This is a genomic window from Microbacterium sp. Cr-K32, assembly GCF_000708345.1.
Classification (GTDB): Bacteria; Actinomycetota; Actinomycetes; order Actinomycetales; family Microbacteriaceae; genus Microbacterium; species Microbacterium maritypicum_A.
This window is the reverse complement of sequence record NZ_JARD01000019.1, coordinates 1-21225: the sequence shown is the minus strand read 5'-3', so window position 1 is coordinate 21225 and position 21225 is coordinate 1. Positions and strand designations below refer to the sequence as shown.

General features: G+C 70.2%; 21 protein-coding genes. 12 read left to right on the top strand and 9 right to left on the bottom strand.

All coding sequences use genetic code 11. The annotated features are described in order from the left end of the window. Positions 1-243: 243 nt before the first annotated feature. On the bottom strand, positions 244-1392 hold the full coding sequence (locus GZ64_RS0110165) for an MFS transporter (RefSeq protein WP_029266347.1): 1149 nt from the start codon (positions 1390-1392) through the stop codon (positions 244-246). Further along, positions 1389-2291 (bottom strand): MurR/RpiR family transcriptional regulator, encoded by a 903-nt coding sequence (locus GZ64_RS0110160; protein WP_029266345.1) that lies wholly within the window; start codon positions 2289-2291, stop codon positions 1389-1391. The genes GZ64_RS0110165 and GZ64_RS0110160 overlap by 4 nt, the downstream gene beginning before the upstream one ends. Before the next feature lie 165 nt (positions 2292-2456). On the opposite strand from GZ64_RS0110160, the gene GZ64_RS0110155 reads away from it, so the two are divergent. The 9 genes from GZ64_RS0110155 (at position 2457) to GZ64_RS0110115 (ending at position 12407) form a co-directional block, all read left to right on the top strand. Then, a complete protein-coding gene (locus tag GZ64_RS0110155) occupies positions 2457-4004 on the top strand; it encodes an ABC transporter substrate-binding protein (RefSeq protein ID WP_021198222.1) in 1548 nt (515 codons plus the stop codon). Positions 4005-4070: 66 nt separating this feature from the next. Then, a complete protein-coding gene (locus GZ64_RS0110150; RefSeq protein WP_021198223.1) occupies positions 4071-5042 on the top strand; it encodes an ABC transporter permease in 972 nt (323 codons plus the stop codon). After that, positions 5039-5926 carry an ABC transporter permease gene (locus tag GZ64_RS0110145; protein WP_029266343.1) on the top strand — a complete coding sequence of 296 codons (888 nt, stop codon included), beginning with the start codon at positions 5039-5041 and terminating at the stop codon, positions 5924-5926. The genes GZ64_RS0110150 and GZ64_RS0110145 overlap by 4 nt, the downstream gene beginning before the upstream one ends. Then, entirely contained in the window at positions 5923-6828 is a 906-nt protein-coding gene (gene murQ / locus GZ64_RS0110140) for an N-acetylmuramic acid 6-phosphate etherase (protein WP_021198225.1), read from the top strand. Before GZ64_RS0110145 ends, murQ begins: the two co-directional genes overlap by 4 nt. Further along, positions 6828-8018, top strand: a complete 1191-nt coding sequence (locus GZ64_RS19870) for an anhydro-N-acetylmuramic acid kinase (protein ID WP_029259438.1) — start codon at positions 6828-6830, stop codon at positions 8016-8018. Before murQ ends, GZ64_RS19870 begins: the two co-directional genes overlap by 1 nt. Continuing rightward, positions 8015-8518, top strand: coding sequence for a GNAT family N-acetyltransferase (locus GZ64_RS20035; protein ID WP_051667952.1), 504 nt, complete (start codon positions 8015-8017; stop codon positions 8516-8518). Before GZ64_RS19870 ends, GZ64_RS20035 begins: the two co-directional genes overlap by 4 nt. 30 nt (positions 8519-8548) lie before the next feature. Continuing rightward, complete coding sequence (locus tag GZ64_RS0110125) at positions 8549-9682, top strand: dipeptide epimerase (protein WP_051667950.1); 1134 nt, start codon at positions 8549-8551, stop codon at positions 9680-9682. Next, a complete protein-coding gene (locus GZ64_RS0110120; RefSeq protein WP_051667948.1) occupies positions 9679-10782 on the top strand; it encodes a serine hydrolase domain-containing protein in 1104 nt (367 codons plus the stop codon). Before GZ64_RS0110125 ends, GZ64_RS0110120 begins: the two co-directional genes overlap by 4 nt. After that, on the top strand, positions 10779-12407 hold the full coding sequence (locus tag GZ64_RS0110115) for an ABC transporter ATP-binding protein (RefSeq protein WP_029266335.1): 1629 nt from the start codon (positions 10779-10781) through the stop codon (positions 12405-12407). Before GZ64_RS0110120 ends, GZ64_RS0110115 begins: the two co-directional genes overlap by 4 nt. Positions 12408-12447: 40 nt before the next feature. Here the strand turns inward: GZ64_RS0110115 and GZ64_RS20030 are convergent, their stop codons facing one another. Genes GZ64_RS20030 through GZ64_RS0110090 form a run of 5 tightly spaced genes read right to left on the bottom strand, consistent with a single transcriptional unit; the run spans position 12448 to position 15358 of the window. After that, on the bottom strand, positions 12448-12615 hold the full coding sequence (locus GZ64_RS20030; protein WP_021198231.1) for a hypothetical protein: 168 nt from the start codon (positions 12613-12615) through the stop codon (positions 12448-12450). Further along, positions 12612-13190 (bottom strand): YdeI/OmpD-associated family protein, encoded by a 579-nt coding sequence (locus GZ64_RS0110105; RefSeq protein WP_029266332.1) that lies wholly within the window; start codon positions 13188-13190, stop codon positions 12612-12614. Before GZ64_RS0110105 ends, GZ64_RS20030 begins: the two co-directional genes overlap by 4 nt. Positions 13191-13192: 2 nt before the next feature. Then, positions 13193-14005 carry an HAD-IIA family hydrolase gene (locus GZ64_RS0110100; RefSeq protein ID WP_021198233.1) on the bottom strand — a complete coding sequence of 271 codons (813 nt, stop codon included), beginning with the start codon at positions 14003-14005 and terminating at the stop codon, positions 13193-13195. 54 nt (positions 14006-14059) lie between these two features. Beyond that, positions 14060-14692 (bottom strand): metal-dependent transcriptional regulator, encoded by a 633-nt coding sequence (locus GZ64_RS0110095; protein ID WP_029259444.1) that lies wholly within the window; start codon positions 14690-14692, stop codon positions 14060-14062. 9 nt (positions 14693-14701) lie between these two features. Beyond that, positions 14702-15358, bottom strand: a complete 657-nt coding sequence (locus tag GZ64_RS0110090) for a TetR/AcrR family transcriptional regulator (RefSeq protein WP_021198235.1) — start codon at positions 15356-15358, stop codon at positions 14702-14704. An 83-nt stretch (positions 15359-15441) separates the two neighbouring features. Between GZ64_RS0110090 and GZ64_RS0110085 the strand changes: the two genes are divergently transcribed. Both GZ64_RS0110085 and GZ64_RS0110080 read left to right on the top strand, forming a co-directional pair. Beyond that, a complete protein-coding gene (locus GZ64_RS0110085) occupies positions 15442-17055 on the top strand; it encodes an amidohydrolase (protein ID WP_029266330.1) in 1614 nt (537 codons plus the stop codon). Positions 17056-17137: 82 nt separating this feature from the next. Further along, positions 17138-18583 (top strand): Na+/H+ antiporter NhaC family protein, encoded by a 1446-nt coding sequence (locus GZ64_RS0110080; protein WP_029266328.1) that lies wholly within the window; start codon positions 17138-17140, stop codon positions 18581-18583. A 31-nt stretch (positions 18584-18614) separates the two neighbouring features. On the opposite strand, the gene GZ64_RS0110075 is transcribed toward GZ64_RS0110080, so the two are convergent. Together GZ64_RS0110075 and GZ64_RS0110070 are read right to left on the bottom strand one after the other, a co-directional pair. After that, positions 18615-18914 (bottom strand): hypothetical protein, encoded by a 300-nt coding sequence (locus tag GZ64_RS0110075; RefSeq protein WP_029259448.1) that lies wholly within the window; start codon positions 18912-18914, stop codon positions 18615-18617. Positions 18915-18933: 19 nt separating this feature from the next. Then, a complete protein-coding gene (locus tag GZ64_RS0110070) occupies positions 18934-20202 on the bottom strand; it encodes an Nramp family divalent metal transporter (RefSeq protein ID WP_029266326.1) in 1269 nt (422 codons plus the stop codon). A gap of 151 nt (positions 20203-20353) precedes the next feature. Here GZ64_RS0110070 and GZ64_RS0110065 point away from each other — a divergent pair, with 151 nt between their 5' ends. Further along, positions 20354-21034, top strand: coding sequence for a TrmH family RNA methyltransferase (locus GZ64_RS0110065; protein ID WP_029266324.1), 681 nt, complete (start codon positions 20354-20356; stop codon positions 21032-21034). Positions 21035-21225: the final 191 nt, after the last annotated feature.

Below are 21225 nucleotides of genomic sequence, written 5' to 3'. Positions count from 1 at the left end.
TCATCGATGCGGCGGATCATCCAGGCGCCGGCGGTGAAGAGGCCCGTGGTGATCGTCAACACGATGCCGATGGCGCTGAGGACGATCGCGAGGACCTCGGGGGACACGTGCGCTCTCCTCTCCTGCGGATGGGGTTGTTGCGGATGGGCGTGTCAGCGAGGTTACGCCGCGGTCAGCCCGGTGCGCGCCGGTATTCCGGCATCTGTGAAGAGGTTCCGAGAAGCGTGGGGTGTGCAGGAGGCGTCAGCTCGTCGCGGAGGCCCGTTGCCGCGACCGCCCGGCGATCAGCACCAGCACAGGCACGAGTGTGCACAGGGCGGCCGACACGAGGAACGTGGTGCTCGATGCCGGGTCCCGACCGATCAGGAGGATCAGCGCGGGCACGAAGGTGCCGCCAACGGCTCCGCACGCGACGAGGGCGCCTGTCACCGCGGCGCTGCGAGCGGGGTCGAGGTGGTCGAGCGCCAGGCCCAGGATGAGCCCGTAGCTCGGGGCGAGGAGCACGACCACCGCGCCCAGCGCGACGAGTGCCCCCACGGGAGCGGGCCCCACCAGCAGCCCCGCCGTGGCCATCAGGATCGCCGCCGTGCTCGTGGCGGTGATGAGGATCGCGATCGGCGACACGGAGAGACGGCGCAGGGCCGCCGCGCCGAAGCGACCGACGGCCATCAGCGTCCAGAACGCCGAGGTCCCCAGCGCGGCGAGGCCTGGGTCGACCCCGAGGATCCGCTCGGGGATCACGGCCGACCAGCCGGAGAGCACGGTCTCGACGCCGACGTAGAGGGGGAGGGCGACGGCGAACGGCAGGAGCACGAGCAGCCCGCGGACGTCGCGGCGCGCGGGAGCCGCGGTGCGGGCATCCGGTGACACCGACCCCGTGAGCATCGCGATCGTGAGCAGCGGAACGACCGCCAGGATGCCGAGCGTCGCACGCACACCCGAGCCGGCGGCGACGATCAGCGGGGTGACGGCGGCGCAGACGGCCACTGTGCCGAGCAGTGCGCTGAGCAGACCCGTCGCGCTGCCGACCGACAGGGACTTCGCGGCGACCGACCCGGAGGCCTCGACCAACCCGAACCCGGACCCGGCGACGGCGGCTGCGGCGATGAACACGGCGGGTGTGCCGGCCAGGGCCACGGCGACGATCGCGGCGGTCTGGAGCGCGCTGCCGAGGATCAACGCGGTGCGCGGCGGCCGACGCACCAGTAGCGGCCCCGACATCAGCACCCCGACCAGGAGTCCGGCGAACAGTGCGGGCACGGCGGTGCTGAGGTCGCCGCCGATCGTGCGCTCTGCCGAGGGGAGGATCGCGGGAACGAAGGCGGCCGTGACGCCGAGACCCGCGAATGCAGTGAACAGCCCCGCCCGCGTGCGCCGGATGCTGTCGGTCACGCCCCTGCCGTCCGCACGCGGTGCACGGCGGCGAACGTGTCGCGCAGCGCCTCCATCGAGCGGTCGTAGTTCGATTGGGCGACGCCGATGAAGATGCAGTCGACGACCATGAGCTGGGCGATGCGGCTGCCCAGGGCGCCGGAGCGGAAGCCGGTCTCGCGGGCGGCCGTCGTCAACACGATGTCGGCCTGATCGGCCAGCGGGGCGCCGGCATGGTTCGTGATCGCGATGGTGGTCGCCCCGGCCTGCCGGGCGAGGAGCAGGAACTCGATCGTGTCGGTGGTGGCGCCGGTGTGCGACACCGCGATCGCGACATTGCCGGGGCCGAGCGTCGCCGCCGAGGTCCATGCCGCGTGCGGGTCCGACCACTCCAGCGCCGTGCGTCCGATACGGGTGAGCTTGCGCTGCAGGTCGAGTCCGACGATGGAGCTCGCGCCCACACCGAAGATGTCGACCCTGGTCGACGAGGTGATGGCGTCGACCGAGGCCCGCAGCGAGTCGGTGTCGAGCACCTTGGCGGTGTCGGCGAGGGAGAGCGTCTCGGCGAGCGACACCTTCGCGACGATGTCGGTCAGGGTGTCGTTGCGGTCGATGTCGCCGGAGACGGCGGGGAGCGCGGCCGTGTCGAAGGTCTCGCGCTCGACGTCGCGCAGCACGTGGTTGCGCAGCTCGCGCACGTGCTCGTATCCGAGGCGTTTGCAGAAGCGCACGACCGAGGTGGTCGAGGTGTCGCAGCGCTGGGCGAGCTCGGCGACGGAGAGGCCGGCGGTGCCCGCAGGGTCGGCGAGGAACAGATCGGCGATGCGCTGTTCACTCGGACGCAGTTCGGGGCGGATCGCGCGCATGCGGACGAGGACGGGGTGTGCGCCGGCATCGTCGCGGGCGGCTTCATGAGGCATGGGGTCTCCGATCACTGTTCATAACAGTAGAGGAACTTCTGTTACATCTGTAGTGACCTTCGTGTACTTTTGGTACCAACCACGACCGACGACGTTCACGGGGCGGCAGGCAACAGCGCCTGACCCGACGCCACGGCGGCGCGTCACATTCAGGAGGATCCAGCAATGAGCACAGCACGCTGGGCGTCACTCGGCGCTCTCACGGCGACGGGCCTCGCCTTCGCCCTCGTCATCACCGGGTGTTCCGCACCCGCATCCGACCCGAAGCCCTCCGAGGGCGCGGCGGGCGGCGACCTCGTCATCGGCGTCACCAGCGACCCGGACACCCTGTTCCCCTGGAAGGCCACCCAGTTCCAGGCCGTCAATGTGCTGCAGAACCTGTACGGCACGCTGACCGAGTTCGACGAGGACCTCAACGTGGTCCCCGGCCTCGCCGAGTCGTGGGACGTCTCCGAAGACGGCCTCACCCTGACCTTCCACCTGCGCGAGGGCGTCACGTTCGCCGACGGGAGCACCTTCGGTTCGGAAGACGTCAAGTACTCGCTCGACGCGATCGCGGCCGAGGCCACGGCCGCCGTCGCGCGCAGCTCCCTCGCCTCGGTCACCGCGGTCGAGGCCACGGACGAGAAGACCGTCACCCTCACCCTCAGCGCTCCCGACGCCGCGCTCCCCGCGAACCTCGCCGTCATCAACATGGCGATGCTGTCCTCGGACGACACCGAAGAGGGGCTGAACACCACGCCGAACGGCACCGGCCCCTTCATCCTCGACGACCGCAAGGCGAGCCAGTCGATCACGCTCGCCAAGAACGAGGACTACTGGGGAGACACCGCGCTGCTCGACACGGTCGAGTTCCGCGTGATCCCCGACGAGTCGTCGATCGTCTCGGCGATGCAGTCCGGCAACGTGCAGCTGGCCGTGTTCGACGACCCGCTGGTCGCGCAGACCGCCGAGGGTGCCAATGTGGAGGTCGCCACGACCCCGCAGCTGAGCTACCACGCGCTGCAGCTGAACGCCACGCGCGGCGACCTCACCGACGTCAACGTGCGCCTCGCGATCCAGTGCGCGATCGACCGTCAGGAGGTGCTCGACACCGCTGCGCTCGGCGAGGGCGAGGTCACCGGCCCGATCACTTCGCCCGCGTACAAGTCCGACCCGGATGCCCGTCCGTGCCCCGAGCGCGACCTCGACAAGGCCGCCGAGTACCTGAAGAAGGCGGGCAAGGAAGACGGCGTCACCATCAAGACGATCGTCTCGCAGGGGGAGTACGCCACCTCGGTCAACGAGGCGCAGAACCTCAAGGCCCAGCTGGCGGACGCGAACATCACGCTCGACCTCGAGGTGCTCGAGTCGGGCGCGTTCGTCGACCGCTGGATCGCGGCCGACTTCGACGCGGCGGTCGCGCTCAACGGCGGTCGCCCCGACCCCGACGGCATGTACGGCCGGTACTTCACGAGCACCGGAAACCTGAACAAGGTCGCCGGCTACTCCTCGCCCGAGCTCGACGCACTGTTCGCCGAGGGCCGCCAGACGGCCGACCCGGACAAGCGGAAGGACATCTACGCGCAGGTCTCGGAGAACCTCGAGGACAACGCCGCGTGGATCTGGCTGTTCACGAGCTACACCTACACGGCGACCGCGTCGACCGTCGACGGCTTCGTCCCGATGGTGAACGGCTCGCTGCAGTACCTGCGGACCACCTCCATCAAGTAGCGGATCGAGGGGGCGCGGCCACCCCGCGCCCCCTCCCTCCCCGACGACAGGCACCCACACACGCGCATGTTCAGACAGCTCCTCCGCAACAGCGTGCTGCGACGCATCCTCGCAGCCCTCGGCACGCTCCTCGGCGTCGCCATCTTCGTCTTCCTGATGCTGCGCGCCATCCCCGGCGACCAGATCAGCTCCGGCCTCGGCACCGAGGCGGCCGCTCTCACGCCCTCGCAGCGCGCCGCCCTCGAGTCCTACTACGGCCTCGACCAGCCGCTCGTCGTGCAGTTCTTCTCGTGGCTGGGCAACATCTTCACCGGCAACCTCGGCTTCTCGTCCCGGGCGCAGACGAGCGTCCTCGACCTCACCGCCGCCGCCCTCCCCGTGACGTTCGAGCTGGCGATCTTCTCGATCGTGATCGCGCTGGCCATCGGCATCCCGCTCGGCATGCTCTCCGCCTCGAAGCCCGACTCGTTCCGCGACGGCGTCGGACAGGTCGTCGGCCTCGCCGGTCTCTCCATCCCCGCGTTCCTGCTCGGCACGGCACTCCTGGCGATCCTCGCCTCGTCGTTCGGCTTCAACCCGAACGGCCAGGCCTACGCCACGCTGTTCGAGGATCCGCTGCTGAATCTCCAGCAGATGCTGCTGCCCTCGATCGTGCTCGGCTTCGGCATCGCCGCACCGATCATGCGCACCACCCGCACGGCCGTGCTCGAGATCCGCTCCAACGACTTCATCCGCACCGCCAGGGCGAAGGGCGTCCCTCCGCGTCGCCTGCAGGTGCGCCACGTGCTCGGCAACGCTCTCGTGCCCATCGTCACGATGACCGGCCTGCAGTTCGGCTACCTCCTCGGCGGTGCCGTCGTGGTCGAGCAGATCTTCTCGCTCCCCGGCATCGGACGCCAGGTGCTGCTCGGCATCCAGCAGAAGGAGTACGCGCTCGTGCAGAGCACCGTGCTCGTGATCGCGCTCGCCTTCGTCATCGTCAACCTGCTCACCGACCTGCTGTACCGGGTCATCGATCCTCGGGTGCGTGCCGCATGACCGACATCTCTCAGACCCCGGCCCTCGCCCCCGGCGGCGGGCGCACCATGGAGCGCGTGCGTCTCCTGCTGCGCAGCCGCAGCGGACTCACCGGCCTCATCATCGTGGTCCTGCTCGCCGCGCTCAGCCTCGTCTCGGCGTTCGGCCTGCTGCCCTTCGACCCGCTCGCGCAGGACCCGCCGTCCCGCCTGCAGCCGCCGTCGGCCGTGCACTGGTTCGGCACCGATCAGTTCGGGCGCGACGTGTTCTCCCGCGTCGCCGCCGGCGTCGCCAACTCGGCGTTGATCTCGGTCGTCGCCGTGGCCTTTGCGACCGTGGTCGGCACCGTCTGCGGACTCATCGCCGGGTTCTACCGCGGCTTCTCCGACGGGGCGATCACCGCGGTCACGAACGTGCTGTTCGCCTTCCCACCGCTGCTGCTCGCGCTCTCGCTGGCTTCGGTGTTCGAGCGCAACTGGTTCACCATCGCCGTGGCCATCGCGATCGTCTACGTGCCGATCTTCATCCGCGTCACCCGCGGGCCCGTGCTGTCGCTGCGCGAGGTCGAGTACGTCAAGGCCGCCAAGAGCACCGGCCAGAGCCGCATGGCGACCATGTTCCGCCACGTGCTGCCGAACATCACGTCGATCATCATCGTGCAGGTCACGCTCTCGCTCTCGTGGGCTGTGCTCACCGAGGCCTCGCTGAGCTTCCTCGGACTCGGCACGCCGCCGCCCGCACCCTCGCTCGGCTCGATGATCTTCGAGGCGCGCACGCTCGTCACGATCGCCCCGTGGACCATGATCGCGCCCGGCGTGATCGTGGTGCTGCTCGTCGTCGGACTGAACCTGCTCGGCGACGGGCTGCGCGACAGCCTCGATCCCCGGAACAGAGGAAAGCGATGACCATGGAGGATCTCGGCGGACTGGCCACGGAGGCCAGCGATCCCCGCTATGCGGAGCTCGACCTCATGAGCGTCGCCGAACTCGCGCAGACCATGAACGAGGCGGATGCCACGGTGCCCGCCGCGGTGCAGCGCGCCCTCCCGCAGATCGTGCCCGCGATCGAGGCGACGGCCGATCGCATGGCGCAGGGCGGACGCCTGGTCTACGTCGGCGCGGGCACCCCCGGCCGCATCGGCGTGCTCGACGCCTCGGAGTGCCCGCCCACCTTCAGCACTCCGCCCGAGCTGGTGTTCGCGATCATGGCCGGAGGGCCGGGCGCGATCGTGAACCCCGTCGAGGGAGCAGAGGACGACGCGGAAGCGGGCGCAGCGGCCATCGATGCCGCGGGCATCGGTCCGCTCGACACCGTGATCGGGATCGCCTCGAGCGGACGCACGCCCTACGTGATCGCCGCCGTCCGTCGGGCGCGCGAACGCGGTGCCCTCAGCATCGGTCTCTCCTGCAACGTCGGGACCGCCCTGAGCGCGGCGGCGGAGCACGGGATCGAGGTCGAGGTCGGCCCCGAGGTGCTCTCCGGCTCCACGCGGCTCAAGTCGGGTACGGCCCAGAAGCTCGTGCTCAACATGTTCTCGACCATCTCGATGGTGCGGAACGGCAAGGCCTACGGCAACCTGATGGTGGACGTGAAGGCCACCAACCACAAGCTCCGCGAGCGGGCGATCCGAATGGTGCAGACCATCGCGGATGTCGATCGGGGCGCGGCGAAGGCGGCACTGGAGGCGACCTCATACGACGTGAAGCTCGCGTCGATCATGATCCGCCGCGGCGAGGACCTCGCCGCGGCCACCGCACGACTGGACGCGGCCGACGGTCGGCTGCGTACCGCACTGGAGGAGAACTGATGCGCGTCCTCGGACTGATCTCCGGCACCTCGCACGACGGGATCGATGCCGCCGTCGTCGACTTCACGACCAGTGGCGGCTTCACCGCCCACGGCGTGGATCTGCACGGCACGGTGCTGGCGGCGACGAGCGTGCCCTACGCCCCCGAGCTGCGGGCGCGCCTGATCGCTGCGCTGCCACCGGCGCAGACCACGCTCGCCGAGGTGGCGGAGCTCGACACCCTCATCGGGCAGGCGTTCGCCGCGGTCGCGGCCGACATCGCGGCAGAGGTCGGCGGTGTCGATGCCGTGTGCTCGCACGGGCAGACCGTCTACCACTGGGTCGACGGCGCGCACGCGCTGGGCACCCTGCAGATCGGGCAGCCGGCCTGGATCGCCGAGAAGGTCGGCGCCCCCGTGGTCTCCGACATCCGCATCCGCGACATCACGGTCGGCGGCCACGGTGCCCCGCTGGTGTCGTTCCTCGACGAGCTGCTGCTGCGTTCGCGCGCCGGGGTCTCTGCAGCCCTCAACCTGGGCGGCATCTCGAACATGACCGTGGTGCGGCAGGACGGCCTGGTCGCGTACGACATCGGCCCCGCGAACGCACTGGTCGACGCGGTCATCGTCGAGCACGACCTCAACCCGCTCGGCTACGACGATGACGCCGCGATCGCCCGCACCGGTCAGGTCGACGAGGCGCTGCTGGCTGCTCTGCTCGACGACCCGTACTACGCTCTCACCCCGCCCAAGAGCACGGGCAAGGAGCACTTCCACCTCGGCTACGTGCACGAGCACCTCGCCGCGCAGAACCGGGAGATCCCGGTCGCCGATGTGGTGCGCACCCTGACCGAGCTCACGGTCCGCACGGTCGCGCGCGACGTGGAGGCCGCCGGCATCGGGTTCCTCGCCGTGTCGGGCGGCGGATGCCGCAACCCGCTGATCCTCGACGGACTACGCGCCGCGCTGCCGGACACCGAGGTCGTGCTGGCCGACGAGCTGGGCGCCGCGGCCGACAGCAAGGAGGCGATCCTCCTCGCTCTCATCGGCTGGTCCACGATGCACGGCGTCCCCGCGATCGTCCCCGGCGGCACCGGAGCGCGCGAGCCGCGCATCCTCGGCACCATCACGCCCGGTGTCGGACCGCTGCAGATGCCCGAACCCGTCGCCTCCATCGACTCCCTCGTGCTCACGGAGGCCGCGGCATCGTGAGCCTCCAGGTGCGCCCCGCCACCCCGGACGACCTGTCCGGGGTGCTCGAGGTGTTCCTCGCGTGCTGGCGGGAGAGCTACCGGGGTGTTCTCCCCCACGCGGGGATCGACGCGATGACGGATGAGCGTGCCGAGGCCCTGTGGCGCCGGGTGCTCGCCGAACCGGTCGGCGTCGTGCTCGTGGCCGTGCGCGACGGCGGGATCGTCGGGATCACCCGGTACGCCGCGACCACTGCCGACGACGGGCGGATCGACGGGGCCGTGCACTCCCTGTACGTCTCGCCACGCGCCCATGGCGGTGGGATCGGCGGTGCGCTGCTGGCGCAGGCGACCGCAGACCTGCGGGACGCCGGCGCCGAGGCCGCAACGCTGTGGGTGTTCGCGGCGAACGCGCCGTCGATCGGCTTCTACGAGGCGAAGGGCTGGCACCCCGACGGCGCCACCCGCACGCAGCCGGAGTTCGGTGAGCCCGAACAGCGCATGCGCAAGGAGTGGGCATGAGTGGAGTCCTGAGATGAGCGGAGTCCTGAGATGAGCGCCGTGAAGGGCATCCGCGTGCTCCGCGTCCCGTCGCCCCTGGTGCGTCCGTTCGTCACGGCGGTGCGGCAGACGGAGCACCTCGACGTCGTGCTCGTCGAGGTGAGCGACGTCGACGGTCGTCGAGGATACGGCGAAGCCGCCGTGAGCTGGCGCGTGACGGGGGAGAGTCCGCAGAGCGTCGCCGCCGTGGTGGCAGGACCCCTCGCCGAGGTCGTGCTCGGACGGAACGTCGGTGATCCCGGGATCGCCGCCGACATCGCCCGTGCAGTGTGGGGCAATGCCGCGGCCCGCAGCGCGGTCGAGTGCGCCGTCGCCGACCTCGCCGCCCAGCAGCGCGGACTCCCGCTTGCGCAGAGCCTCACGAGCGCACCGGCGCCCGCGCGCATCCGCACCGACATGACCCTGTCCGCGGGCGAGCCGTCCGCGCTGGCAGCCGTTTCCGAGGAGCATGTCGCCGCGGGCTTCGGATGCCTCAAGATCAAGGCGTCCGCTGCGCACGACACGATCGCCGGGCTCCGGGCCGTGCGTGCCGCGGTCGGGCCTGGCATCACGCTGCGCGTCGACGCCAACCAGGCCTGGGATGTCGAGACCGCGATCCGGGTGATCCGGGCCGCCGAAGACGAGGGGCTCGGGCTCGAACTCGTCGAGCAGCCGGTCGCGGCGCACGACCTCGACGCGCTCGCCGCGGTCACGGCCGCCGTCGGCACGCCGATCATGGCCGACGAGTCGGTGCGCACGGCGCGGGATGTCCGGGTCGTCGCCGACCGTGGTGCCGCAGACCTCGTGAACATCAAGCTCGCCAAGACCGGCGGCCTGGCCGAGGCCTTCGCTGCGGCCGAGGTCGCTCGCACAGCGGGTCTGGGCGTGGTGATCGGCTGCATGATGGAATCGCACGTCGGCGTGACGGCCGCCGCCCACCTGGCCGCCGCCGTCGCCCCCGGTGTCGTGCACGACTTGGATGCCGCGTTCTGGCTGCGGAGCTCGCCCGTGGTGGGTGGCGTGGCGCTGTCCGGAGACATGCTGGAACCCGGATCGGGCACCGGACTGGGCATCACCGCCCTCGCATCCGATACCCGGCCCGACACCCTCGTCGACCTCGTCGACCGCTCGGAGGTGCGCGCATGACCGCCGCCGTTGCCGTCACCGCTGTTCTGGCGACGGATGCCGCGCCGCGGGGCGCCGTCGCCGGTGTCGTGACCGATGCCGGCCGTGACGTCGCCGCGGGTGGTCTGGCTGACCTGGCCGGAACCCCGATGACCACCGCGACTTCCTTCGACATCGCCTCGGTATCGAAGGTCGCCGCGACGACGACCGCGATCCTGCGACTGGTCAGCCGCGGTGACCTCGGCTTCGACGACCCGGTCGACCGTTTCGTGCCCGGCACCGCCTGCGCCCCGGGCGCGACCGTGCGCCATCTGCTCCAGCACCGTGCAGGACTCTGGGAGTGGCAGCCGCTCTACCTCGACCGCGAGCACGCCGGTGATGCCGCTGCGGCCGCCGACGCCCTCCCGCTGCGCTACGGCCTCGACGAAGGTCGTCATTACTCCGACCTCGGGTTCATGCTCCTCGGCCGCATCGTCGCGGCGGTCACCGGACTGCCCCTGGATGCCGCGGTGCGCGAACTGGTGACCGCGCCCCTCGGCCTCGATCACACCGGGTACGGACCCGTCGACCGCCCCGTCGCCTCGTCCGCCGTGGGCGACGCCGCCGAGCGTCGCATGGTCGCGACCGGAGAGCCGTATCCGATCCTCACCGCCGATAAGGACTTCGCCTGGCGTGAAGGCGAGATCGCCGGCGTCGCGAACGACGGCAACTGCTTCCATGCGTTCGGGGGCGTCTCCGGTCACGCCGGGCTGTTCAGCACCGTCGATGACCTGCTGACCCTGGGGGCGGCGCTCGCCGCTCCGGAGCGGCATCCGGAGCTGTGGGGGCCGGATGCGGTCGCCGAACTGTTCCGGGACGGACCGGATGCCGGGCAGGCGCTGGGCTGGCGCAGCGAGACGATCGCCGTCTCCGGGCGGCCGACCCGCATGGTCTGGCACCCGGGATTCACAGGCTGCGCCCTCGGGCTCGTTCCGGGAACGGGAGCAGCCGCCGTGCTGCTGACCAACCGCCTGTTCGCGGTCACACCCGCACCGACCGATCTGCTGTGGCGCGCCGCGCTTCCCGCACTCCTCGACGACCACGAACCTCTCCGCGAAAACGAAGGAACGAGAACACCATGAGCACCACCGAGCCCGTGCTGAGCATCAGCGGCCTCGCCGTCGCCTTCCGGACCGGTTCCGAGCTGGTCACCGCGATCAGCGACGTGAACATCGACATCGCCGCCGGTGAGACGGTCGCGATCGTGGGCGAGTCGGGGTCGGGCAAGTCGACCACCGCGGCTGCGGTCAACCGTCTGCTCCCCGAGAACGGGGTGATCACGGCCGGCAGCATCCGCTTCGACGGGCGCGAGCTGACCGACCTGCCCGAGAACGCGATGATCTCCCTGCGCGGCGCCGGGATCGGCCTCGTGCCGCAGGACCCGATGTCGAACCTCAATCCGCTCATGCGCGTGGGCGAGCAGATCGGCGAGGCGCTCGAGGTGCACGGCCACACCCACGGCGATGCCACGAAGGCGCGGGTCGTCGAGCTGCTCGAGATGGTGGGGATCGCGGATGCCGCGCAGCGCGCCCACCAGTACCCGCACGAGTTCTCCGGCGGCATGCGCCAGCGCGTGCTGATCGCGATGGGTCTGGCCTGCAAGCCTCGCCTGCTGATCGCGGACGAGCCCACCTCCGCCCTCGATGTGACCGTGCAGCGACGCATCCTGGACCAGCTCGACACGCTCACCGACGAGCTCGGCACCGCGGTGTTCCTGATCACGCACGACCTGGCCCTCGCCGCCGAGCGCGCCGACCGCATCGTCGTGATGTTCCGCGGCCGCGTCGTCGAGGAGGGCACCTCGGCGCAGGTGCTCGGCGCCCCGCAGCACGAGTACACCCGGCAGCTGCTCGCCGCGGCCCCGAGCCTCGCCTCGCGCCGGGATGCGCTGCCGCAGCGCGAGGCCGCCACGGGCACGCCCTTCGTCGAGATCCGGAACCTCCGCAAGGAGTTCGCCCTCCGCGCGCCCAAGGCCGGGGAGCCGCAGACCTTCACGGCCGTCGACGGCGTCAGCTTCGAGATCCGCCGCGGCACCACGGTGTCGATCGTGGGAGAGTCGGGCTCCGGCAAGTCCACCACCGCGAACATGGTGCTCGGGCTCGAAGACGCCACGTCCGGCTCGATCCTGTTCGACGGGCTCGACCTCACCACGCTCCGCCGCAAGGAGCTGTTCGCCCTGCGTCGTCGTGTGCAACCGGTGTTCCAGAATCCCTATGCCTCGCTCGACCCGCGCTACACGATCGAGCAGTCGATCGCCGAGCCGCTGCGCGTGCACCGCATCGGCACCACGGCCTCGCGTCACGCGCGCGTGCTCGAGCTGTTGGAGCAGGTCGCGCTGCCGGCCGCCATGGCCGAGCGCCTGCCGCACGAGCTCTCGGGCGGACAGCGTCAGCGTGTGGCGATCGCCCGGGCCCTGGCGCTCGAACCCGAGCTCGTGGTGCTCGACGAGGCGGTGTCGGCGCTCGACGTGCTGGTGCAGGCGCAGATCCTCGACCTGCTCGCCGACCTGCAGAAGCGCCTGGGCCTGAGCTACCTCTTCATCAGCCATGACCTCGCTGTGGTGCGGATGATCTCCGACGACGTGCACGTCATGCAGCGCGGTGTCGTGGTCGAGAGCGGCACGCCCGAGCGCATCTTCGACGCTCCGCAGCACCCGTACACGCGCGAGCTGCTGGCCGCGATCCCCGGGGCTTCGCTGGCGTCCTGACAGAGTTCCGATCCCGCGAGGTTCTCCGGCGGCCGCGGGCTCAGCGTCTGCGGTCGTCGTCGTCCCAGGGGCCTTCCCACCAGCCGGCGCGCCCGTCGTCCGAGCCGCCGCGTCCTCGGCGCGAGCGCACGAACTGCACGATGAACACCGTCAGCGAGCTGAGCAGGATGAGGAAGACGACGAGGAACAGCAGGTCGTTCTGATTCATGGGCGTTTCCCCTCCGCGGCATCCGCCACGATCTTCGCGATGCGGGCGGACCGGGTCTCCGGGCGCTTGGCCATCGCGATGTGCGTGAGGCCGAACTTCTTGACCGACTTCGGGAACGCGTCCCAGTTCTCGCGTGCGGCGGGGACGGCATCGAGCGCGGCGGAGAGCTCCTCGGGTTCGATCCCGGCCTCCGGTCCGTCGAGAACCGTCCAGGAGCCGTTCGCCTTCGCCACCTCGAGCACACGGATACCGGCGGGAGCCAGCAGCCCCTCGGCCTCGAGCTCCGCGATGCGCGCCTTGTTCGTGGCTGCCCAGCCGCTGCCGGGACGACGAGGAGAGAACCACTGACCGTTGGCGCGGTCGCCCGTGCCGTCGTCGAACACGCGCACCGGGCCGTCGATCCATCCGAAGCAGAGTGCCTGCCGCACGGCGTCCTCGTAGCCGACGCCGTCGGACGATCCGCGCACGCTGAGCAGCCAGACGCCCGCCGTGCGCTCATGGTTCTCCGCGAGCCAGGCACGCCAGGCCGCGGCATCCGCCGCTCTGAGCCGTTCGCCGTCGTCGAGCGCGCCCATGGCTACTTCTTGGTCTTCACCGTCGTGATCGTCTCGGTGATCCGCGGCAGCAGGTCGGCCACCGACTGCACGATCTCGTCGGGGCGGAACGGGTACTTCTCGATCTCGGCCTGATCGCTGATGCCGGTGAGTACCAGCACCGTGTGCAGGCCCGCCTCGATGCCGGCGACCACGTCGGTGTCCATGCGGTCGCCGATCATGCCGGTGCGCTTCGAGTGCGCGCCGATCTTGTTCAACGCCGAACGGAACATCATCGGGTTCGGCTTGCCGACGACGTACGGCTCCTTACCGGTGGCCTTGGTGATGAGGGCGGCGATCGCTCCGGTGGCGGGGAGCGGTCCGTCGGTGCTCGGGCCCGTGGCATCGGGGTTCGTGACGATGAAGCGCGCGCCGCCGATGATGAGGCGGATGGCCTTGGTGATCGCCTCGAACGAGTAGTTGCGCGTCTCGCCGACGACCACGAAATCGGGGTTCGTCTCGGTCATGATGAAGCCGGCATCGTGCAGGGCGGTGAGGATGCCCGCCTCGCCGATCACGAACGCCGAGCCGCCGGGGAGCTGCTGCTTCAGGAAGTCGGCGGTCGCGAGCGCCGAGGTCCAGATGCGCTCCTCCGGCACGTGCAGCCCGCTGATGCGCAGGCGTGCCGACAGGTCGCGCGCGGTGAAGATCGAGTTGTTGGTGAGCACCAGGTACGGGATGCCTGCGCTCTCCCAGCCGGCGAGCAGTTCGGAGGCTCCGGGGATGGCGTCGTTCTCATGGACGAGCACGCCGTCCATGTCGGTCAGCCAGCATTCGATGTCGTCACGTTGTGCCATGTGCACAGCCTAGAGGCCGCAGGCGACGCGCACCTGACCGTGTTGCGGCGGTGGCTAGGCGCTCAGCCAGACCACCTGGGCCGCGCCATCGGGCAACGCCGCTTCCGTGCCGTCGATCTCGGCCCCGGATGCCGTGACCGTCACGGTCGACGCGACCGCCAGTCCGAGTGCTTCGAGGGCTCGGAGCAGCTCGGGGTCGCGGTCGTCGACCCGCAGCACCTGTCCCGTGTGCCCGACCGGCGCGTCGGCGAGCAGCACGAACGGTACGCGCTCGATGCGACCGTCGGCGTCGGGGATCGCGTCGCCGTGCGGATCGAAGCGGGGGCGTCCCAGGCGCGCGTCGATGCCTTCGAGCAGTCGGTCGCTGATGGTGTGCTCGAGCACCTCGGCCTCGTCGTGCACCTCGTCCCAGCCGTAGTCGAACTCCTGCACCAGCCAGGTCTCGATCAGGCGGTGTCGGCGCACCATCGCGAGGGCGCGCGCCGTGCCCGTGTCCGTCAGCCGCACCGCGCCGTAGGGTACGTGCGAGACGAGGCCGGCGGCGGCGAGCTTCTTCACCATCTCGGTGACGGACGACGGCGCGATGCCGAGCTTCGCGGCGAGCACCGAGGGAGTGATCGGTGCGTCCTGCCACTCGGTGTGCGCGTAGACGGTCTTCAGATAATCGTCAGCTGCCGGGGATGCCACCGGTCCAGCCTACGTGGTGCTGTCGCGCGCCCACGCGGTGAGTCCGTGGATGAGTGCCCGCACCCCGATCTCGAACGTGCGGCGGGCGGGGTCCGTGCTGAGCTGCGCCCTGGCGGCCTCGGCCTCGGCGAACGTCGGGAAATCCGGCGCGAGTGCACCCGGGGCCATGTTGTCTGCGGGCGCGAGGGCATCCAGGGCGGAGCCGATGATGAACGACTCCAGCGCCACGATGGCGTCCACGATGGTGACGGTCGGCCAGCCGTCGTCCGCGAGCAGGCGTGCGATCTGCTCGTAGTCGGCGAACGAGCCCTCGTCGGCATCGATCGGTGAGGTCGCCAGCATCACCATGGCCTCGGGGGCGGCGATCGCGGCGTCGCGGTAGCTGTGGGCCCAGGTGAGCAGTGCCTCCTCGACGGACATCTCGTGCCGCACGGGGGAGATGAGCGCGCGGCTGACCTGCCCGCGCATGGCCCGGATCACGGCGTCGCGGTTCGCGAAGTGGTGGTAGAGCGCCGAGGTGCGCACGCCCAGGGATTCCGCGAGCGCGGTCATCGTGAACTGGCGCGGTGTGCGCTGCGCGCTGAGGGCGAACGCGGCCTTCAGGATGCGCTCCTCGGTGAGCACCCGGGTCGACGGTCGGCCGACGCTGCGCGGAGATTTCGTCATCGTGCTCGATTCTGCTCGGGCGTCTGGTATTTTATTGAAACTCTTTCAATACCGAAGGATCCAATACCGACGAAGGTACAGCCATGACCGGTTTCGACGCCGACACCATTGTCACCGGCGCGCACGTGGTGACGATGGACCCGCGCCGCCCGCATGCCACCGCCTTCGCGGTGCGTGACGGTCGCTTCCTCGCCGTGGGTGACGACGCCCTGGTCCGCGAGCTGCGCGGGCCCCGCACCGTCGTGCGCGACCTCGGCGGCGCGACCGTGACCCCCGGCCTCATCGACGCGCACCTGCATCCGATCCAGGGGATCGAGCTGACGGCCGGGATCGACCTGGGCGGTCTCACCACCGGCGCGGCGCTGCTGACCGCGCTGCGCGCCGAGGCCGATCGTGCGCTCGCCGAAGATGCCGACCCGTGGGTGCGCGGCTGGAACCTCGACTACGACGTGTTCCACGAGCTGCCCATGACGGCGGAGGCGATCCAGGATGCGGTGCGCGGACTCCCCGCGCTGTTGATCGTGTTCGACGGCCACACCGCCCTCGCCAGTCGTGCCGGACTCGAGCGTGCGGGCATCACCCGCGCACGCGAGTTCGAGGACTCGTCCTGCGTCGTCGTCGATGCCGACGGCCGCCCGACCGGGGAACTGCGCGAGCTCGGCGCCTATGAGCCCGTGCGACTGAGCGCCCCGGCACTGACCCGCGATCAGACCCTCGCGGTCGGCCATGATCTGCTGCGCGGCCTGCGCGACTCCGGCCTCACCGGCGGCACGATCATGGATGGCGGCTTCGCCACGCTCGCACTGCTCGACGCCCTGGAGCAGGGGCCGGGGCTGCCGATCCGCATCGTCTCGGCCATCGACCACGAGCCCGGCTTCGACGAGGATCGGACCGCCGCGAACCTCGCGATGCGCGACCGCCGTGGTGACCGGTGGCGCGGGGGCGTGGTCAAGCTGTACGCCGACGGCGTGGTCGAGACCGGCACCGCCTGGCTGCACGAACCCGACAGCGCGGGCGCGGGCCTGGAGCCGTTCTGGAAGGACGCGGCCGCCTATGCCCGCACCGTGCGCAGATACGCCGAGGCCGGATTCCAGGTGGCGACGCACGCGATCGGCGACCGGGCCGTCGGGGAAGTCGTCGACGCCTATCTCGCGGCCGGGGTGCGCAGCGCCGCAGGAGCTCCGCACCGCATCGAGCACCTCGAGACCACGACCGACCGCGACGTGGCCCGTATCGCCGCAGCCGGGATCACCGCCTCGATGCAGCCCCTGCACATGCAGTGGCGCAAGGCCGACGGCTCGGATGACTGGTCGAGCAGGCTCGGGCCCGTGCGTGCGGCTCGCGCCTGGCGTGTGCGCGACTACTGGGAGGCCGGGGCGCCCCTCGCCCTCGGGTCGGACTGGCCCATCGCGCAGAACGATGCCCGCATCGGCCTCGCGTGGTCGATGCTGCGCCGTCGCCCGGGCGACCCCGACGCCCCGGTCTTCGAGCCCGACCAGGTGCTCACCCCGTACCAGGCGCTGCACGGATACACCGTCGGCGCCGCCCGGGCCCAGGGAGATGCCGACCTCGGCTGCATCGCCCCCGGGTTCCGGGCCGACTACGCCGTGTGGGCGGAGAACCCGCTGCACGTCTCCCCGGACGACCTCCCCGAACTCCCCGTGCAGGGGACCGTCGTCGGTGGCACCGAGCCCTGACCCCGGGCTCGACCGCGCCCTCCCGCACCTTCCCGCGCTCTCCCTTCGGATTCGTACCCCCCTTCACACTGAGGTGACTCCCATGCCTGAATTCGGCGCTCTCGCGCTCCTCCCGATCGTGGTGATCCTGATCGTCGCGGTCGCCACCAGACGCACCCTCTTCGCCCTGTTCTGCGGCACCGTCGCCGGGGCACTGATCCTCGGCGGCTGGGGCGGCTTCGACGTCTGGGTCGAATACACCGGAAAAGCCCTCTCCAACGAGACGGCGCAGTGGCTGCTGCTGATCGTCGCGCTGTTCGGCATCCTGATGATGCTGTTCGAGAAGTCCGGCATCGTGACCGACTTCGCGAACTGGGCCGAGCGGTTCGTCACCTCCCGCCGCAAGTCGATGGTGCTGACGTTCCTGTTGTCGGTCGTGTTGTTCGTCGACGACTACCTGAACGTGCTCACCACGGGCACGTCGATGAAGCAGGTCACCGACCGCTACCGGGTGCCGCGCACGCAGCTCGGCGCGATCATGAAGATGACGGCCGCGCCGATCGCCGTCCTGATCCCGGTCTCGACGTGGGCGCTGTTCTTCTCCGGACTGTTCGAGGCGCAGGGGGTCACGGTCGGAGGCACCGGGTTCGGTGCCTACCTGCAGGCGATCCCCTTCATCTTCTTCGGCTGGGCGGCTCTCGCCGTCGCGCTTCTCATGAGCATCGGCTGGCTTCCGAAGCTCGGCGCGATCAAGCGTGACGCGATCCGGGCGGAGCGGGACGGCGACGTCTTCCCCGTCGGCACCACCGACGACGAGCGACGGGCCGAAGGCGCGGCGCTCCTGGCCGAGCTGAAGGCCGACGACCCCGACGGCTCGACCGCGCAGCGTGTCGCGACGGCGCTCGCGACCTCGACCGAGACCGACCGCAAGCCGCAGCCGTGGGGCTTCCTGATCGCCATGGCCGTGCTCGTCGGAGTGACGATCGCGACGAACGCCAACGTCGTCGCCGGCACCGCCGCGTCTCTCGCCGTGACGATCGTGATCGTGCTCGTGCAGCGCCGACTTCGCATCCGTGGGGTGCTGGATGCCGCGCTCGAGGGCATCGAGAGCATGCTGTTCGTGATGATCCTGACGGTCCTCGCGTTCATGGTGCAGGAGATGAACATCACCCTGCAGCTGGCCGAGTTCGTGATCCAGGTCACCGAGCCCGTGCTCACCCCGGCGCTGCTGCCGGCGATCGTGTTCGCGGTGTGCGGCATCTATGCGTACGCGACCGGGTCGTTCTGGGATCTCGCCGCGGTGATCACCCCGGTCGTGCTCCCGCTGGCGCTCGCGCTCGGTGCCGATCCGATCCTCGCGGGCGCCGCGGTGTTCTCCGGGGCGGCGTTGGGCAGCACCACCTGCCTCTACGGCGACGGCATCATCCTCGCGTCGAGATCGATCGGCATCAAGCCGATCAACCTCATGCTCGCGATCCTGCCCTACGCGGGCATCGCCGCGGGGTTGTCGTTCGTGCTCTACCTCGTGACGGGTTTCGTCACGACGTAGACGGGGCGAATCGGTTCGCGATGGTGACGAGTCAGTTCGCGACGGCGACGAGGATGCCGAACGCGGCCTGGCCGGCGAAGAACAGCACGAGGAATCCGAGGAGGGCGGCGGCCAGCGAGAGTCGGCCGTCGAACCCCTCGACCTCGGCCATGCCGATCTTGCGGGCCCGGAAGGCCAGTACGAGCGTGGCGACTCCCAAGGCGAGCTGCACCCACGGACTGCCGAACCCGATGACCGTCGGGAACGCGATCAGCAGGCCGCCGATGACGCCGGTCGCGAAGCCGATCCAGGTGAGGATGCGGACGTTGCGACGGGCGTTCTCGGCAGACATGCTTCGAGCCTATCCGGGCTCACGCTCCCGTCAGCACCAGCCAGAGCAGGGCGCCGTTGAGCGCGATCAGCAACACGGAGGCGATGACCCCCGCAGCCGTCGTCCATCGCCGGTTGACCCAGGCCCCCAGGGTGCGTCGTTGCGCGGTGAGCACGACCAGGGGGATCAGCGCGAACGGGATGCCGAAGGAGAGCACCACCTGGCTGAGGACCAGCGCGAGGGTGGGGTCGAAGCCGATGCCGAGGATCACGAGCGCGGGGATCAGCGTCACGAGGCGCCGGGCGAGCAGCGGGATGCGCACATGCAGCAGTCCGTGCATGATCTCCGCCCCCGCGTAAGCGCCCACCGAGGTCGATGCCAGTCCCGAGGCGAGCAGTCCCACGGCGAAGAACGTCGCCACCACCGGTCCGAGTCCGGCGGCGAGAGCGGCATGTGCGCCCTCCAGCGAGTCGGTGCCCTCGACGCCGGCGAGGTTCGCGGCGGCGAGCAGCAGGATGCAGAGGTTGACGGATCCCGCGATCACCATGGCGATGGAGACATCCCATCGGGTGGCGGTGAGCAGTCGGCGGATGCGCGAGGTCTCGGTGCGCACCGCCTCGTCGCCGGCGTGAGAGGTCGAGGCGCCGAAGCGATCGCGGGCGAGTGAGGAGTGCGCGTAGATCGCATGCGGCATGATCGTCGCGCCGAGGATCGACGCGGCCAGCAGGACCGAGCCCGTGTCCTCGAAACGGGGGACCATCCCGCCGATGACCCCCGCCGGGTCCGGCGGGGCGACGAACACTCCCGCGACGAATCCGATCGTGATGATCGCCATGAGGCCGATGATCACGAACTCGAACGGACGGGCACCGCGCCGGCTCTGCACCGTGAGCAGGATCATCGAGACGGCACCCGTGATCAGGCCGCCGAGCAGCAGCGGCACGTCGAACAGGAGGTTCAGGGCGACCGCGCCGCCGATGACCTCGGCCAGGTCGGTGGCCATCGCGACGAGCTCGGCCTGCAGCCAGTATGCGCGGCGTGCCCATGGACGCTTCAGCCGCGCCCCCAGCACCTCGGGAAGGCTCTGCCCGGTGACGACGCCCAGCTTCGCTGAGAGGTACTGGATCAGCCACGCCATCACGTTGCCAGCGAGCACGACCCACACCAGCAGGTATCCGTACTGGGCTCCTGCGGTCATGTTGCTGGCGACGTTGCCGGGGTCGAGATAGGCGACGCCCGCCACGAGGGCGGGGCCCAGCAACCACAGGCTGCGAGGGGCGCGGGCAGGGGGAGTGGCAGCAGTCGTCATCGGGACAGGGGAATTTTTAGGCACACCGAAACCGTAGCGTATTTTTCGGTGTACCTAAATATTCTTCGAATCGCGTGAATCGCTGCATACGCGCCCGGAGGGAGCCTGTTGCGCGATTCGAACGGGGATACGAGGGCGATAGCCTGGCGGGATGGAAGACGCCGGGCCGGACAGCACGCTCCCCGATGCCCCCGCCGACGCGGTGAGGACCGGGTCGATCGCTCAACCCGGCTACGGCGTCGGGCCCTGGCCCGGCGGCGAGGAGGCCTGGCCCGAAGGTGCGGAGTACGACCGGGAGCTGTTGGCCACCGGCGACACCCGCAACGTGATCGACCGCTACCGCTACTGGCGCATGGACGCGATCGTCGCCGACCTCGACACCCAGCGACACCCGTTCCACGTCGCGATCGAGAACTGGCAGCACGACATGAACATCGGGTCGATCGTGCGCAGCGCCAACGCGTTCCTCGCCGACACCGTGCACATCATCGGCCGCCGCCGCTGGAACAAGCGCGGGGCGATGGTCACCGACCGCTACCAGCACGTCGTGCATCACGAAGACGTCGACACGTTCGCCGCATGGGCCGCGGCCGAAGGGGTTCCGATCATCGCGGTCGACAACGTCGACGGCGCAGTGCCCGTCGACAAGGCCGACCTGCCGCAGCGTTGTGTGCTGCTGTTCGGCCAGGAGGGCCCGGGGCTCTCCGCCGAAGCGCTCGCCGCCGCTTCCGCCCACATCGAGATCACGCAGTACGGCTCGACGCGCTCGATCAACGCCAGTGCCGCGGCGGCCGTCATCATGTACGAGTGGTGCCGGAGATACGCGGCCTGACCCTCGCCATCTCGACAGTGCCCGGCGTCACCCGCGGTCGATGCCGAAGAGATGACGGTAGATCGCGTTCACGTCGCGATCGAGGTGATCCATGCGCTCATGCACCGTCCGGATCTCCGTGCGCACGCCGGCGAACTCGCTGCCCGTCTCCGTGCGTACGCTCGCGAACTCGTTTCCCATCTCTGTCCGCA